Origin of the sequence: Nocardioides sp. NPDC127503 (assembly GCF_040302165.1) — a bacterium.
In the GTDB taxonomy this organism is placed as follows: domain Bacteria; phylum Actinomycetota; class Actinomycetes; order Propionibacteriales; family Nocardioidaceae; genus Nocardioides.
In genome coordinates this window covers 57,872-72,304 of record NZ_JBEORH010000006.1, presented here as the reverse complement: position 1 = coordinate 72,304, position 14,433 = coordinate 57,872, and the positions used below count along the sequence as shown (strand labels likewise).

The 14,433-nt window shown below is 68.7% G+C and carries 15 protein-coding genes; 10 read left to right on the top strand and 5 right to left on the bottom strand.

Annotated features, from left to right (window positions below; genetic code table 11):
* Positions 1-4 precede the first annotated feature (4 nt).
* The 4 genes from ABTW65_RS15090 to ABTW65_RS15075 all read left to right on the top strand — a co-directional run bounded on the left by ABTW65_RS15090 (position 5) and on the right by ABTW65_RS15075 (position 2,076).
* On the top strand, positions 5-433 hold the full coding sequence (locus tag ABTW65_RS15090) for a DUF1801 domain-containing protein (RefSeq protein ID WP_350661376.1): 429 nt from the start codon (positions 5-7) through the stop codon (positions 431-433).
* The gene (locus tag ABTW65_RS15085; RefSeq protein WP_350661374.1) at positions 433-942 is read left to right on the top strand and encodes a DinB family protein; all 510 of its coding nucleotides are present in this window, start codon (positions 433-435) and stop codon (positions 940-942) included. Before ABTW65_RS15090 ends, ABTW65_RS15085 begins: the two co-directional genes overlap by 1 nt.
* Positions 943-1,626 carry an isochorismatase family protein gene (locus tag ABTW65_RS15080; RefSeq protein WP_350661371.1) on the top strand — a complete coding sequence of 228 codons (684 nt, stop codon included), beginning with the start codon at positions 943-945 and terminating at the stop codon, positions 1,624-1,626. It abuts the gene before it with no gap.
* Positions 1,627-1,905: 279 nt separating this feature from the next.
* Positions 1,906-2,076, top strand: coding sequence for an SRPBCC family protein (locus ABTW65_RS15075; RefSeq protein WP_350661369.1), 171 nt, complete (start codon positions 1,906-1,908; stop codon positions 2,074-2,076).
* 100 nt (positions 2,077-2,176) lie between these two features.
* Here ABTW65_RS15075 and ABTW65_RS15070 read toward each other — a convergent pair whose 3' ends face one another.
* A complete protein-coding gene (locus ABTW65_RS15070) occupies positions 2,177-2,740 on the bottom strand; it encodes a DUF2199 domain-containing protein (RefSeq protein ID WP_350661367.1) in 564 nt (187 codons plus the stop codon).
* Positions 2,741-2,873: 133 nt separating this feature from the next.
* Between ABTW65_RS15070 and ABTW65_RS15065 the strand changes: the two genes are divergently transcribed.
* The 3 genes from ABTW65_RS15065 (at position 2,874) to hisF (ending at position 5,175) form a co-directional block, all read left to right on the top strand.
* The gene (locus tag ABTW65_RS15065; protein ID WP_350661365.1) at positions 2,874-3,599 is read left to right on the top strand and encodes a VOC family protein; all 726 of its coding nucleotides are present in this window, start codon (positions 2,874-2,876) and stop codon (positions 3,597-3,599) included.
* A 68-nt stretch (positions 3,600-3,667) separates the two neighbouring features.
* Positions 3,668-4,417, top strand: a complete 750-nt coding sequence (gene priA, locus ABTW65_RS15060) for a bifunctional 1-(5-phosphoribosyl)-5-((5-phosphoribosylamino)methylideneamino)imidazole-4-carboxamide isomerase/phosphoribosylanthranilate isomerase PriA (protein ID WP_350661363.1) — start codon at positions 3,668-3,670, stop codon at positions 4,415-4,417.
* Complete coding sequence (gene hisF, locus ABTW65_RS15055; RefSeq protein WP_350661361.1) at positions 4,414-5,175, top strand: imidazole glycerol phosphate synthase subunit HisF; 762 nt, start codon at positions 4,414-4,416, stop codon at positions 5,173-5,175. Before priA ends, hisF begins: the two co-directional genes overlap by 4 nt.
* A 229-nt stretch (positions 5,176-5,404) precedes the next feature.
* Here the strand turns inward: hisF and ABTW65_RS15050 are convergent, their stop codons facing one another.
* Positions 5,405-6,832, bottom strand: coding sequence for a YncE family protein (locus ABTW65_RS15050; RefSeq protein ID WP_350661358.1), 1,428 nt, complete (start codon positions 6,830-6,832; stop codon positions 5,405-5,407).
* A 569-nt stretch (positions 6,833-7,401) separates the two neighbouring features.
* On the opposite strand from ABTW65_RS15050, the gene ABTW65_RS15045 reads away from it, so the two are divergent.
* The gene (locus ABTW65_RS15045; RefSeq protein ID WP_350661356.1) at positions 7,402-8,664 is read left to right on the top strand and encodes an HNH endonuclease signature motif containing protein; all 1,263 of its coding nucleotides are present in this window, start codon (positions 7,402-7,404) and stop codon (positions 8,662-8,664) included.
* 731 nt (positions 8,665-9,395) lie between these two features.
* On the opposite strand, the gene ABTW65_RS15040 is transcribed toward ABTW65_RS15045, so the two are convergent.
* A complete protein-coding gene (locus ABTW65_RS15040; protein ID WP_350661355.1) occupies positions 9,396-10,019 on the bottom strand; it encodes a TIGR03085 family metal-binding protein in 624 nt (207 codons plus the stop codon).
* 88 nt (positions 10,020-10,107) lie between these two features.
* Here ABTW65_RS15040 and ABTW65_RS15035 point away from each other — a divergent pair, with 88 nt between their 5' ends.
* Positions 10,108-11,892 (top strand): ABC transporter ATP-binding protein, encoded by a 1,785-nt coding sequence (locus ABTW65_RS15035; protein WP_350661353.1) that lies wholly within the window; start codon positions 10,108-10,110, stop codon positions 11,890-11,892.
* A complete protein-coding gene (locus tag ABTW65_RS15030; RefSeq protein WP_350661351.1) occupies positions 11,889-13,706 on the top strand; it encodes an ABC transporter ATP-binding protein in 1,818 nt (605 codons plus the stop codon). The genes ABTW65_RS15035 and ABTW65_RS15030 overlap by 4 nt, the downstream gene beginning before the upstream one ends.
* 1 nt (position 13,707) lies before the next feature.
* Here ABTW65_RS15030 and ABTW65_RS15025 read toward each other — a convergent pair whose 3' ends face one another.
* Both ABTW65_RS15025 and ABTW65_RS15020 read right to left on the bottom strand, forming a co-directional pair.
* A complete protein-coding gene (locus ABTW65_RS15025; protein WP_350661350.1) occupies positions 13,708-14,124 on the bottom strand; it encodes a DUF2752 domain-containing protein in 417 nt (138 codons plus the stop codon).
* Positions 14,121-14,378 (bottom strand): CD225/dispanin family protein, encoded by a 258-nt coding sequence (locus tag ABTW65_RS15020; RefSeq protein WP_350661348.1) that lies wholly within the window; start codon positions 14,376-14,378, stop codon positions 14,121-14,123. Before ABTW65_RS15020 ends, ABTW65_RS15025 begins: the two co-directional genes overlap by 4 nt.
* Between the last annotated feature and the right edge of the window lie 55 nt (positions 14,379-14,433).

The window sequence follows — 14,433 nt, the reverse complement described above, 5'->3', positions numbered from 1 at the left end:
CCGGATGGCCAAGACGACCTGGACCTCCGCGGACCCGGTGGGTTTCATCGAGGCTGTTGAGCCTCCGGGGCGTCGGCGGGACGCGGCCACGCTGCTGGAGCTGATGCGGCGGGCCACAGGGGCGGAGCCACGGATGTTCGGGACCGCGATAGTGGGTTTTGGCGAGTACCACTACAAGTACGCCACCGGCACCGAGGGCGATGCCCCGGCCGCGGCCTTCTCGCCGCGCAAGGCCGCCTTGGTCGTCTACCTCAACGACGGCATCGCGGCACACGAAGACCTCCTCGCCCGCCTCGGCCCCCACACCAACGGCGTCGGCTGCCTCTATCTCAAGGACGTCACTGCGGTCGATCTGGACGTCCTCGAGGAGATCGTTCGACGCTCGTACGCCACCCTGACCAGCGGCACCTACGGCAAGCGCGCCGCGGAGTGATGAGCGTCGTGATCGAGGACTTCGCGAAGGCCCATCTGCACGACAAGCTCCGTGGCGCCCGGGAGGCGCTGGTGTGGAAGCTCGAGGGGCTCTCCGAGCATGACGTCCGCCGCCCGATGACGCCGACGGGCACCAACCTGCTCGGACTGGTCAAGCACAACGCCCTCTCGGACGCCCGCTACTTCGGCGAGGTCTTCGCCCGTACGCCGCCGGTCGACCTTCCGCCGTGGGACACCGCCGGATGGTGGGACGGCACCCACCGGGCGACCGAGCACGAGACCCGGGCCGACATCCTCGACCTCTACCGAAGCGTCTGCTCCCACGTGGACGCCACCATCGAGGCGCTCCCGGTCGACGCTCCCGGCTACGTACCGTGGTGGGCCGAGGACGTCATGCTCTTCAACATCATGGCCGCCCGCCTCTGCGACGCCACCCGTCACGCCGGCCACGCCGACATCCTCCGCGAGACCATCGACGGCTCGGTCGGCGTCAACCGCGAGAGCGCCTGAGTGCGGACGCCGAAGGTGCACAGCTGGGCGATCCCCGAGCGGGAGTACGCACGCCAGGAGGCTCGCCGCGGCAGGCGCCATGCGTACCAGAGCGTCGACCCGACCAGGACCGCGCTGCTCGTCGTCGACCTCGTGCCGTTCTTCTACGAGGCGAACGCGACGTGCTTCGCGATCACTCCGAACGTACGTCTGCTGGCGGATGCCCTTCGTGTTGCCGGCGGCGCTGTCGCATGGGTCGTTCCGGGCGACCCGGGCTCAACGCAGTGGGCGCGGGAGTTCTGCGGGGAGGAGGTGGCCGAGATGTTCCGGCGCAGCGGCGGGGCCGGGCCGATCAAGGGTCGGCTCGGACCGGGTCTGGAGGCACAAGAGGGCGACATCCTCGTCGAGAAGACCGCGACCAGCGCGCTCTTCCCGGGCAGTTCGACACTGGACTACCAGCTTCGGGAGCGTGGCATCGAGACCGTCGTCGTCACCGGCACGCTCACCGAGGTCTGCGTCGCCGGCACGGCGCGCGACGCGGCAACGCTGGGATACCGCACGATCCTGGTCGCCGACGCCACGGCAGGTCGCGACGACGAGTCCCACAACGCGACCCTGACGACCATCTATCGCACCTTCGGCGACGTACGCAGCACCGACGACGTCCTCGCGCTCGTCGCCGCGGGATGTACGGTCGTGACATGACCGACTACGAGGTCTCCAGGTCCGCGGTCCTGCCGTGCGACATCGGGCGCGCTCACGCGCTGCTCGACGACTTCCACGAGTGGCCGGCCTGGTCACCGTGGGAAGAGCTCGACCCGGACATGTCGCGCACCTACTCGGGAGCCGAATCCGGTGTCGGCGCGCGCTACGCCTGGTCGGGCAACAAGCGCGCAGGCGCCGGCGCGATGGAGATCACCGAGTCGAGGCCCGAGCATCGAGGTCGCGCTGGAGTTCCTGAAGCCGTTCAAGAGCCGGAGCACGGTGAGCTTCGACCTGGCCACCGTCGCCGACGGTACGCAGCTGAGGTGGACCCACGCCGGGTCGGTGAGCGGTGTGATGGGGCTGATGACCAAGTTCTACTCGATGGAGAAGGCGATCGCGCCCGACATGGAGAAGGGACTGGCCAAGCTGGCGAAGGTGGTCGAGAACTGAGCGCCGGTGCACGGGACGCCATTCATGGGCGGGCGTGAACTGATGCAGCCACCTGCCCGGACTGCTGACTAGTCGGTCGAGCCTAGGTCTTGTTCCGGCCTCAGCCAGCCAACAGTTCGGCGTTGATCTCAGCGACACGATGGATGGAGATGCCGTGGACCTGTTCGTAGGCCAGCGGATGTTTGCTGGTCGGATCGACCTGGATCAGTGGTGCAAGGCCGGGGCCCCGGGTGCGCAGGTTGGTTGGCAGCGACAGCGTGGTCGTTTCGTAGCACGGCAGTTTGGTGCAGAGCCATCCAAACATCGGGTCAAGATCCACTCGTTCAGGGCTTTCCCACTGCCGCGCCTGAACGTTCATGTTCGTCTCGCTGAGGGATACCCAGACACCCCATGAGAACGACTCGTCCGCATCAATCAGCGGAATCTCGATCAGGCCGCGTACGAAGTAGTGCGTTCCGTCAGCATCGTGGAGGACGCAGGAGTCGGCGTTGATCTCGCCTTGGGCCCGCTCATCGTCGCTTGCCAGCATCCAGGGCACAGGTGCGGGGGAACCGAAGGACATCGAGTTACCGGGGTGTGCGCTCCCGCAGGACGAGCACGTCCATCCGGAGTCGGCCTGGCTCGTCACGTTACGTCGTCCTTTCGAGTTGTCTCGCCGCTGCATGGCTGCGAGCGGCGACAGCCTAAGGGACCCGGGTTCCTGCGCATGCCGTTCTCATTCATGAGGCGCCTTTTCTGGTGAGCTACCGGCGGAAACCGGTTGTGCGTGATGGGAGGGGAGACTTACGTTGCCGGACATGACACCTCGGCGGTTCGGAATCTGTATCGACGCCAACGACCCGGCGCGGGTCGCAGAGTTCTGGGCGGCGGTGCTCGGCCGGGAGACCGAGACCAGCGGCGAAGAGATCAGGCTGCTGCCACGCGCAGAGGACGACCTCCGGATCCGGTTCCTGCCCACGGAGGCGCCGAAGACGCTGCAGAACCCGCACCATCTTCACCTGACCAGCAGCCTGGCCGATGACCAGCAGCGGACCGTCGACCGGCTGATCAGCCTCGGCGCCACCCACCTCGACGTGGGGCAGCGGCCGGACGAGGACCACATCGTGCTCGGCGACCCGGAGGGCAACGAGCTGTGCGTGATCCCGGCCGGCAACAGCTGGCTGGCGGGGACCGCTTTCCTGGGTGAGATCGCCGCGGACGGGTCGCGGGAGACCGGGATCTTCTGGAGCGCGGCGCTCGGCTGGCTGCTGGTCTGGGATCAGGACGGCGAGACCGCTGTCTCGACCCCGTCGGGCGGTGCCAAGGTCGCCTGGGGCGGGCCGCCGTCGGTGCCGCGCGGGCCGCGAGACCGGTTCCGCTTCGACCTGATCGCGCCCGAGGACACCGGCCCTGCCGACGAGATCCGCCGCCTCGTCGGGCTCGGCGCCACGGTCGTCTCCGAGACGTACCATGACGGGCGGTGGGCGTGGGCGAGGATGACCGACCCGGATGCGTACGAGTTCGAGCTGCTGGCGCCCCGCTGAGCCAGGACCCGTCTCGCAGCGGGAAGGCGGGGCAGGGGTGGCGGCGTACAGAACATAGGATCGTCCCCATGGGTGACTACCTCGAGCTCCTGCCGGCCGTCGATGTGAAGGGCGGGCAGGCGGTGCAGCTGGTCCAGGGCGTGGACGGGTCGGAGAAGCGGTTCGGCGATCCCTACGAGGCCGCGCTGAGGTGGCAGGAGACCGGGGCCGAGTGGATCCACCTGGTCGACCTCGACGCCGCGTTCGGCCACGGCAACAACCGCGAGATCCTCGCCGGGATCGTCGGCAAGCTCGACATCAAGGTCGAGATGAGCGGTGGGATCCGCGACGACGAGTCGCTCGAGGCCGCGATGGCGACCGGCTGCCGCCGCGTCAACATCGGCACCGCCGCGCTGGAGAACCCGGAGTGGACCCGCCAGGCGATCGCGACCTACGGCGACCGGGTCGCGGTGGGTCTGGATGTACGCGGGCGAACCCTCGCCGCGCGCGGCTGGACCAAGGACGGCGGCGACCTCTACGAGACGCTCGCTCGCCTCGACTCCGAGGGCTGCGCGCGCTACGTCGTCACCGACGTCAACAAGGACGGCATGCTCCAGGGCCCCAACCTCGACCTGCTGCGCGCGGTCTGCGAGGCCACCGATCGCCCGGTCGTGGCGAGCGGGGGAGTGACCACCATCGACGACATCGAGGCGCTGATGGGCCTGGTCGGGATCGGCGTGGAGGGTGCCATCGCCGGCACGGCGCTCTACACCGGTTCCTTGGACCTCGCCGAGGCGCTCGACCTCACGCTCGGCCGGCCGCGCGGAGACCAGTCATGAGTTTGGCCGTACGCGTCATCCCCTGCCTCGATGTCGACGCCGGTCGCGTCGTCAAGGGGATCAACTTCAAGGAGCTGCGCGACGCCGGCGACCCGGTGGAGCTGGCCGCGACGTACGACAAGGAAGGCGCCGACGAGCTCACCTTCCTCGACATCTCCGCCTCCCACGAGGGGCGCGCGACGACGCTCGAGATCGTCACCCGCACCGCTGAGCAGGTCTTCATCCCGCTCACGGTCGGCGGCGGCATCCGCAGCGTCGACGACGTGGACCGGATGCTTCGTGCCGGTGCGGACAAGATCGCGGTCAACACCGCCGCCATCGACCGCCCCGAGCTGATCGCCGAGATCGCCGACCGGTTCGGCAACCAGGTGCTAGTGCTCTCCGTCGACGCCCGGCGGGCGCCGGCGACCGACTCCGGGTTCGAGGTCACCACGCATGGTGGCCGCAAGTCTGCCGGGATCGATGCGATCGAATGGGCGGCTAAGGCAGTCGAGCTCGGCGCGGGCGAGATCCTGCTCAACGCGATGGACGCCGACGGCACCGAGGACGGCTTCGACATCGACCTGATCAAGGCCGTACGCAGGGAGGTGACCGTCCCGGTTATCGCCTCCGGTGGCGCAGGCAAGGCTGAGCACTTCCCGCCCGCGGTGGATGCCGGCGCGGACGCGGTGCTCGCGGCGACGATCTTCCACTTCGGCAAGGTTCGGATCGGCGAGGTCAAGCAGGCGCTCTCGGGCGCCGGCGCGCCTGTTCGCTGACGGGTCGCCCGCTGCAGAATCCCGCCATGGCGGGATTCTGCTCCCCTTTCCTGGATAGCCCGGCGCGCTATCGCACACCTGGGTTGCCCGCGCTGCCATCGCACAGCCCGTCGCCGGGACAGGCTGGCTTGGCGCACTTTCCCGCCATGGTGGGAAAATGCGCCGGTCCCGCGCGGACATGCCGCGCAGATTCCCGCCATGGCGGGATTCTGCGCCGCAGCGCCGGCGGCTAGCTCAGCAGCGAATTCGGGATCTGCCCGTGGCGTACGCGCTGGGGGTGGTTGCCGACGTCGAGGAAGGCGAGCTCCTTGCCCGTGCGGAAGTCGATCACGGCGACCGCGTCGGCGTCGGACAGCGACGCCCAGCAGGTGTTGCCGAGGCCTTCGGTGGTCCAGTAGGGCTTGCCGTAGTAGTGGCCGGTGGTCTCCTCGTCGAGGATGGTGTGCTCGCCGCTCGAGCGGTCGACCATCGCGACGTAGTCGTCCATCGTGCCCGCCGCACACAGCGTCTCGCCCTTGGAGTCGATCGAGAGACCGTGGTGGGCGGAGTCGTTGACGTAGAGCTCGCGCGGAAGCTGGGTGCGCTTGGGGAGCTGGATGACTCGGGTGACCGCGCCGGTGCGGGGCTCCTCGACGGAGCCGGTGGAGTAGCCGACCTTCCCATCGATGTCGGCCGCTTGGGTGTCGAATTCGACGATCCCGTGCAGGAACGACATCTGGAAGTAGATGAACCGCTCGCCGGGGGCGACCGCCATGGGACGTACGGCTGAGGAGATCGACGGGTAGCCGGCCTCCTCCAGCTCCTTGCCCATCTCCCAGCGCTGGGAGATGTCGAAGGTGGACTCGTCGACGATCTCGAACCAGCGGTCGCCCTTGATCGCGTCGTGGATCGGGCCGATCTTGATCGGCGGGAACAGGTCGGTGCCGGGGATGGTGCCGAGGCCGAGCTGGTCGAGGTTGATCAGCGGCAGCGAGTCGAGGGAGATCTCCTTCTGGTCGCCGGGCAGGTAGACGCGGCCGATGGAGGCGTGGAAGATTCGCGAGCCGTCCTCGGAGTAGTTGTTCTCGTGGGGCGTCTCGCCCGACTCGAACGTACGCAGCCGCTCACCCGTCCGCGGGTCGCCCGCACCGCCCATCCAGTACTCGTGCACCGAGCGCGAGGTCGAGTCCGAGACCAGCAGCTTGGTGCCGTCGGGGGAGAGGCCCATGTGGTCGGTGCGGTGGCCGTCCATCTGCTGCTCGACTACAACTGAGTCCGGCGAGCCCGCGAGCGCCTTCTCGATGTCGATCCAGACCACGTCGGCCAGGCTGGGGCGCGAGACCGCCAGCAGCTTGCCGTCCCGGGTGGTGAACATGTCGTCCACGAGCTGGTCGTTGCCTTCGCCGGGGCCGTAGCGGACCAGGTAGTACATCGCCAGTCGCTCGGGATCCTGATGGATCGCAGCGATCTCCTCGTCCTTGTCCGGCACCAGGTCGATGTCCTTGCGCAGCACCTCGAAGCTGCGAGCATCGACGATCGAAGCCGTACCGTCCCAGTTGTTGCCCACGACCATCACGTCCCGCAACTCCGGAGTCGCGCTTGCGCTCATTGCTGGAGCGGCCGCGGTGAGTGAGAAGACGAAGAGCATGGCGACGGTGACTGTTGCCGCACGACGCATCGTGGGACCTCCTGGGGGATTCGGTTATCTGAGACACAACGTCTCGGGGCGCGGGGAGGTTACGGGCGTCGCGTCTGGATCGGGGCGTTCTGTGGAACCTGCACGCCGAATGGGTCAGCGGCGAGGTCATCGTGAGTCCCTCGGGGTGGGCTCGAAGAACTTCTTCGTACGTGGGTTCTCTATCTGCTTTCGGGGCATCGTTCTTCGGGGTTGGGGTGGGCCGCCGACCCGTTTTGGAGGGTCTTCTCGATCTGATCCGGCGTCAAGGACGCCCTTCGGGCGCCGGCTTCGCCGGCCGCTTCGCGGTCCTTGACTCCGGACCAGATCGAGAAAAGATTTGGCTGGCTATCGGGGCGGCGGCCGGGGTGTGGCGCGGAGAGATCTTGCTTGGGACAGGTGAGGTTAATGGGGCGGAAGGGTGGCCCTTCGGGCCACTTACCGTCCACAGAGTCGAGGTCGTTCGCTCGCCGCGAAAAAGGCTGTTGACCTGCACAAATAGATGGTCAACGAAGAGCCAGAGGCGTAGAATCAGACCCGTCACAACACACCTCTGAAGGGGACGTCACGCGATGAGTCTCGGCCGCGACATCGACCACTGGGGCACTAACCCCGGCGACGCCATCGACGCTGCCTTGAAGGCCATCGAGACCGCCCTCCAAGAACTCCTCGCGACCGACCCCGCCTACTGGCGCACCGGTCAGAAGAAGGACCTGCTGGAACGGTTGGAGAAGCTCCAGGCCCAACAAGCCGCTCTGAAGCTTCGGGTGCTCGCCACGGCCGGCGACATTGCTGAGGAGAGCGGCGCCAAGGACGCTTCCGGATGGATGCGGACCGAGCTCTTGGTCGACAAGGCAGTCGCTCGCTCGCAGATCAAGCTCGCTAGCGGTGTGGCGAAGTACGACCTCGTGGCCGCTGGACTAGCGGAGGGTGTCGTGTCCCAGGGCAAGGCGCGGGTGATCACCCAAGCCCTCGACGCCATCGAGACCGACCCTGCAGCCAGTGGCGAGGACCTGATCCTGGCCGAAAAGCTGCTGGTCGATCACGCGACCCGGCTGACGGCGAACGAGCTCAAGATCATCGGACGTCGGATCCTCGCCGAGATCGACCCCGAACGATTCGAAGCCGCCGAAGCCAAGGCGCTGCAGCGGGAAGAGGAGCACGCCCAGCGTCGCACTTTCTTCTCTTCCCGTGACAACGGCGACGGCACCATCGACATCCACGCCCGAGTCTCCCGTGCGGTCGGGATGCGGCTCCGCACGCTCTTGGACTCGCTGGCCCAGCCCAGGAAGCTCTCGGCCGAGAACCGTGGCCGCAAGGCCCCGTATGACCGGCTGCTCGGCCAGGCCTTCGCCCGCGTCATCGAGACCTACGACGTAGACAACCTGCCCCGCCACGGTGGCCATGGCACGACGGTGTTCATCACCATGAGCGTGGAGGATCTCCGCAAGGACCTCGGCACCGCAGCCCTCGGCTTCGACGGGGAGAAGATCACCGCCGCCGAGGCCCGGCGGATGGCGTGCAACGCCGACCTCGTCCCGGTGGTGTTGGGCACGGACTCCGAGATCCTCGACTTCGGTCGAACAGCGAGGCTGGCGTATCCGGTCCAACACAGGGCGCTCCGGTTAAGAGATAAGTGTTGCCAAGCCGAAGACTGTGATGCGCCGGCGGCGTGGACCGAGGCCCATCACTTGAAACCGTGGTCCGAAGGCGGGAAAACCAATCTGGCGAACATGGTCCTGCTGTGCGCGAGTGATCATCGCCGGATCCACGACCCGAACTACGGGTATGAGCGACTGCCGAGTGGTCGGATCCGGTTCACCCGGCGTGCCTGAGCGGGCTGATCCCGGACGTGCTGTCCGCGACGGGCGGCATGCGCCACCGTGTCTTGCAGCCATCGGAGTCCGCCACGTGAAGCTGGCTGATCTGCGTTCGTTGCGCATCGTCTCGTGCCGCTGCTGCGAGGTGGCGGCCAGCTTGGTCTGCGATTGCTTCGGTCGGCCAGGCTGATCTGGCCCTCCGTGTCTGGCGGTGCTGTCAGTCTTTCGCCGTCGCCGTCGCCGTCGCCGTCGCCGTCGCCGTCGCCGTCGCCGTCGCCGTCGCCGTCGCCGTCGCCGTCGCCGTCGCCGTCGCCGTCGCCGGCAGCCGATGGCCCGTGCCGCGCGTCAATGCGAGGTCTCCGAGAACCGGCGTGGTCGGCAGTCAGTCGAGGTAGCACCGTCTGCCACGCCTAGGTCGTCGTCGCCGGGCCCTGCTTGTGAAGCGTTCACAAGGTGTCATCGTCTTGTAAAAGCACGAGCAGGACATCCACTGACCAGGAACCACCGGCCCGAGGTCCCAAGCCCGTACCCAACCCATGGAATTCGCGCCAAACCCCGCCGCCGACCCGATATACAGCCAAAATTCTCAACGGGTCCCGGTGTCAAGGCGATGTATCGAGCTTGTCGAGATGATCGCCGAAGGCGACCGGCGAAGCCGGCGGCCGAAGGCCGTCCTTTACTTCGGGACCCGTCGAGAACACCATCCATAACGGGTCGGCGGCCCCGGGCAACGAACAAGGCCAGCCTCAGAACCCGAGACTGGCATTCTCCAACTGAGTGATCCGCTCAGCCGGACCATCGAAGGACAAGCCCCGCACCTCATGCCTCCCGAAGCAGAAGAGCATGAGCTCGCCGACCGGGCCCGTGATGGTGACGGGCTCCTCGCCGGCGCGGAGGGTGGCGGTGTCGGTGCCGTTGCTGACCACGAGTGGGGTGTCGGCCGAGCGGACCAGGCCCTTGCCGAGCAGTTTCAGAGTGCGCCAGAGGTTTCGCTCGGCAGTGGCGGGGAGCGTACGCGGCTCCCAGCCAGGCTGGGCGCGGCGGAGGTCCTCGTGGTGGATGAAGAACTCCACGGTGTTGACCGCCTTCTCGATCGGCCCGAGCGCGAACGGGGTGCCCTTCGGGTCGCGGAGGCGGGCGGCGAGAGCCTCGAGCGACTGGGCGGCGTACGCGGCCTCCGCCTTCCTCAGCACGGGCGCGAGCGGTGGCAGGAACATGCCCGGCGCGGCCCACGGGCGGCGTTCGCGTACGAGCAGATGCACCAGCAGGTCCTTGACCTCCCAGCCTTTGCAGAGCGTGGGGGCCGTCGGCCCGAGGGAGACGGCGGTGTCGCACAGGGCGATGCGCTCGGAGCGCGCGAAGGAAGCCACGGCCTGCACTTTATCGAGCCCTCCCGGCCCTGGGTCGTCTCAAAAAAATTCGTCGCAGGAACGGTGCTGACCTAGGCTTTACCCCGAGATGAGCGACGAGGATCAAATACCCCAGCGGGCCACGACGACCGACGGGTTCAAGGTTCTTGGAGTCGCCATTCGCCGCGAGTGGGCGGTCTTCACCCTCTCGACCCTCGGCTCCGCGCTCTTCGGCGCGCTGACCGTTGCCGACGCCTGGGTGCTGGGCTGGTCCACCGACCACGTCCTCGTGCCGGCGCTGCGCGACGGCGAGATCGGCGCCGGCTGGCTGTGGGCCGTGATCGGCCTCTTCGTCGGTGTCGCGATCCTGCGGGCGGTCGGGGTGGTGGCGCGGCGGCTGGGCGCCGGGGTGATGCAGTACCGGATGCAGGCCCATTCGCGCCGCGCGGTCACCCGCCAATACCTCGCGCTTCCGCTCGCCTGGCACCACCGGCACCCGACGGGCCAGCTGCTCTCCAACGCCAACTCCGACGTCGAGGCGTCCTGGGCGCCGATCGCGCCGCTGCCGATGGCCGTCGGCACCCTCGCGATGATGGTGATCGCGATCGGGCAGATGTTCTGGACCGACGTCGTCCTCGCCTCGGTCGCGATCCTCGTCTTCCCGGCGGTCGTCGTCGCCAACCTGGTCTTCCAGCGCTTCTCCTCACCGCTGATGACCCGCGCCCAGCAGTTGCGCGCGGAGCTCTCCGGGATCGCCCACGAGTCCTTCGACGGCGCCCTCGTGGTCAAGACGCTCGGCCGCGAGGCGGAGGAGACCACCCGCTTCCAGGACAAGGCCCAGGAGCTGCGCGACGTCAACATCCACGCCGGCCGGCTCCGCGCCGCCTTCGACCCGATCCTCGCCGCGCTGCCCAACATCGGCGTCCTCGCGGTCCTGGCCGTCGGCGTCGGCCGCGTTTCCAGCGGTGCCGCCGCCCCGGGTGACGTCGTCCAGATCGGCTTCCTGCTCACCATCGTCGCCTTCCCGATCCGTTCCTTCGGTTGGCTGCTCGGGGAGTTCCCGCGCAGCGTGGTCGGCTACCGGCGGGTCCAGCAGGTACTGAACGCGACCGGCCGCCTGGCCTACGGCACCGCGACGACCAGCCGCGAGCCGACCGGCGCCCGCGTCCGGGTCGACGGCATCTCCTACGCCTACACCGATGGCCCGACACTCCTCGACGGTGTCGACTTCGAGGTCGAGCCGGGGCGTACGGTCGCGATCGTCGGCGAGACCGCCGCCGGCAAGAGCACCCTGACCATGCTGCTCGCGCGGCTGGTCGACCCGGAGGCGGGCCGGATCACCCTGGACGGCACCGATCTGCGCGACTTGGACGCAGGGGAGTGGGCCAGGGTGGCGGCGCTGGTGCCGCAGACGGCTTTCGTCTTCGACGATTCCGTGCGCGGCAACGTCACCCTCGGCGCCGACCTCACCGACGACGAGGTCTGGTCCGCGCTCAAGGCGGCCCAGGCCGACGGCTTCGTCACCGCGCTGCCCAAGGGCCTCGACACCACCCTCGGCGAGCGCGGCGCGAGCCTCTCCGGCGGTCAGCGGCAGCGCCTGGCCCTGGCCCGAGCGCTCGTACGTCGCCCACGACTCCTCATCCTCGACGACGCCACCTCGGCGGTCGACCCCGAGGTCGAGCAGCGCATCCTCGCCGCGCTGCGTGACGGCGCGGGTGACACCAGCCTCGTCGTGGTCGCCTACCGCAAGGCCACCATCGCACTCGCCGACGAGGTCGTGCACCTCGAGGACGGGCGCATCCGCGACCGCGGCACCCACACCGAGCTGCTCGCCCGCGACGAGTCCTACGCCCGCCTGGTGAACGCCTACGAGACCCCGGAGACCATCCAGTGACCGCCACCCTCGAGCCCGAGACCCGGGTCGGCAGCGGCGAGGAGCTCGGCGCGATCGAGACCATCCGCCGGGGCATCAAGCACTCCCCGGAGCTGGTCGAGGGCATCCGCGGCACCTTCGCACTGGCCGTGCTGGCGAGCGTCGGCCAGGTCGTCGTACCTGTCGTCGTCCAGCAGACCCTCGACAACGGCCTGAGCGGTCCGGACGGACCCGACCTCGGCTACGTCCTGCGCGCCGGCCTCATCGCGGTGGTCGCCATCGCGGTCACCGGCTGGGCCTCGTTCAAGATGACCAGCCGACTCTTCACCGCCGCCGAGCGGGGCCTGGCGACGCTGCGTACGAAAGCCTTCCGGCACGTCCACGACCTGCCGATGCTCACCCAGTCGACCGAGCACCGCGGTGCGCTGGTCTCGCGGGTGACCAGCGACGTCGACCAGGTCAGCCAGTTCATCGTCTTCGGCGGTCTGCTGTTCATCGTCAGCATCGGACAGATGCTGATCGCCACCGTCGTGATGGTGATCTACTCCTGGCAGCTCGCGATCCTGGTCTGGCTCTGCTTCGGCCCGCTCTTCCTGAGCCTGCGGTTCTTCCAGCGCAAGCTGTCTGCGGCCTACACGCTCTCGCGCCGCCAGGTCGCCAAGATGCTCTCCGCGGTCTCCGAGCCGGTCGTCGGCGCAGCCGTCGTGAAGGCGTACGCGGTCGAGGACCGCACCCAGGAGCGCATCGACCGCGAGATCGATGCCACCAGCGCCGCCCAGATCAAGGCGCAGGCCTACACCTCGGTCTTCTTCAGCCTCGGTGGCCTCTCCGGCGGCCTCGCCAACGCCGGTGTGATCGTCGGCGGCGTCCTGCTGGCGCTCGCCTACCAGGGCACAGGCGGCGCGCTGACCGTCGGCGAGATCCTGGCCTTCGCGTTCCTGGTGACGCTGTTCGTGGGCCCGGTGCAGATGGGTACGCAGATCCTCACCGACGCGCAGAACGCGATCGCCTCCTGGCGGCGCACGATCGGGATCCTGGACACTCCCGCCGACCTGGTCGACCCGGGCCCGGCCGGCGCGGTCCTGCCCCGCGGCCCGCTCTCGATCGAGTTCGAGGCGGTCACCTTCGCCTACCCCGGCGGCCGTCCGGTCCTCCACGACATCTCCTTCGACATCGAGCCCGGCCGCCGGGTCGCCGTGGTCGGCGAGACCGGCTCGGGGAAGTCGACGATCGCGAAGCTGCTCACCCGGGTGATGGACGTGACCGACGGCCGGGTCCGTCTCGACGGTGTCGACGTACGCGAGATCGGCAACGCCTCGCTGCGCACCAGCGTCGTGCTCGTCCCGCAGGAGGGCTTCCTCTTCGACTCCACGCTCGCCGACAACGTCCGTTACGGCCGCCTTTCCGCGACCGATGCGGAGATCGAGGAGGCCGCGCGAGTGCTCGGCCTGGGGGACTGGCTTGCCGGACTCCCCGACGGCGTCCGCACCAACGTCGGGCAGCGCGGCGAGTCGCTCTCGGCCGGCGAGCGGCAGCTCGTGGCGCTCCTGCGCGCCCAGCTCGCCGATCCCGACCTGCTCGTCCTCGACGAGGCCACCTCCGCGGTCGACCCGCGTCTGGAGATGCGGATCAACCGGGCCCTGGAGCGACTGATGAGCGGCCGTACGGCGGTCACCATCGCCCACCGGCTCTCCACCGCCGAGGCGGCAGACGAGGTGATCGTGGTCGACGCCGGACATCTCGCCCAGCGCGGCCCGCACAGCGAGCTGGTGGCGCAGGCAGGCTCGACGTACGCACGCCTGCACGCCTCCTGGGTCGCCCAGCAGGGCAGCTGAATCAGGCCGCCAGCACGGTGAACGGAGCCCAGGGGAGGTTGCGGACGACCGTGAAGGCGACGGTCAGCGCCAGCCAGGCGTAGACCGCGGTGCGCGAGCGGGCCCAGCCGGGCGCGGGAGGGCCGCCGATGCGGCCGCGGAGCCAGAAGAACCAGAGCAGCGCGAGCAGCGGCACCCCGAGCAGGAACATCAGCGCGTTGTGGTCGATCGCGCCGGAGACGTCACCCGACAGCAGCGACATCGTGCCGCGCGTCATCCCGCAGCCGGGGCAGTCGATGCCGGTGAGAGCGTGGATCGGGCACGGCGGAACGTAGGCGACGAGCCCGGGGGATGTGGCGAAGACGGCCGCGAGGCCCGCCCCGCCGGCCACAACGGCCAGTGGGACGAGCCCCGCGCGCACCCGTGAGGGTGCGGTCACATGGTCCCCGACTGGGCGGCCATGCCGACGCCGAGGACGACCGAGGCGATGATGTAGAGGACGATCACGACGACGCCGGTGATGGCGCCGATGATGCCCCACTTCTTGGCGCCCTCGGCGTCACCCTGGACGGCCTTGACGATCGAGACGATGCCGAAGGGCAGGCAGCAGAAGAGCGTGACCAGGATGCCGATCACGAGGGCGCTGGTGTCGGTCTGCTTCGCCGGGGCCGGCTGCGGGGTGGGGTTAGCCATGGTGCGGTGTTCTCCAGTTTGAATAGTCGACTCGTTGAGTCGGCTGACAGGGCCT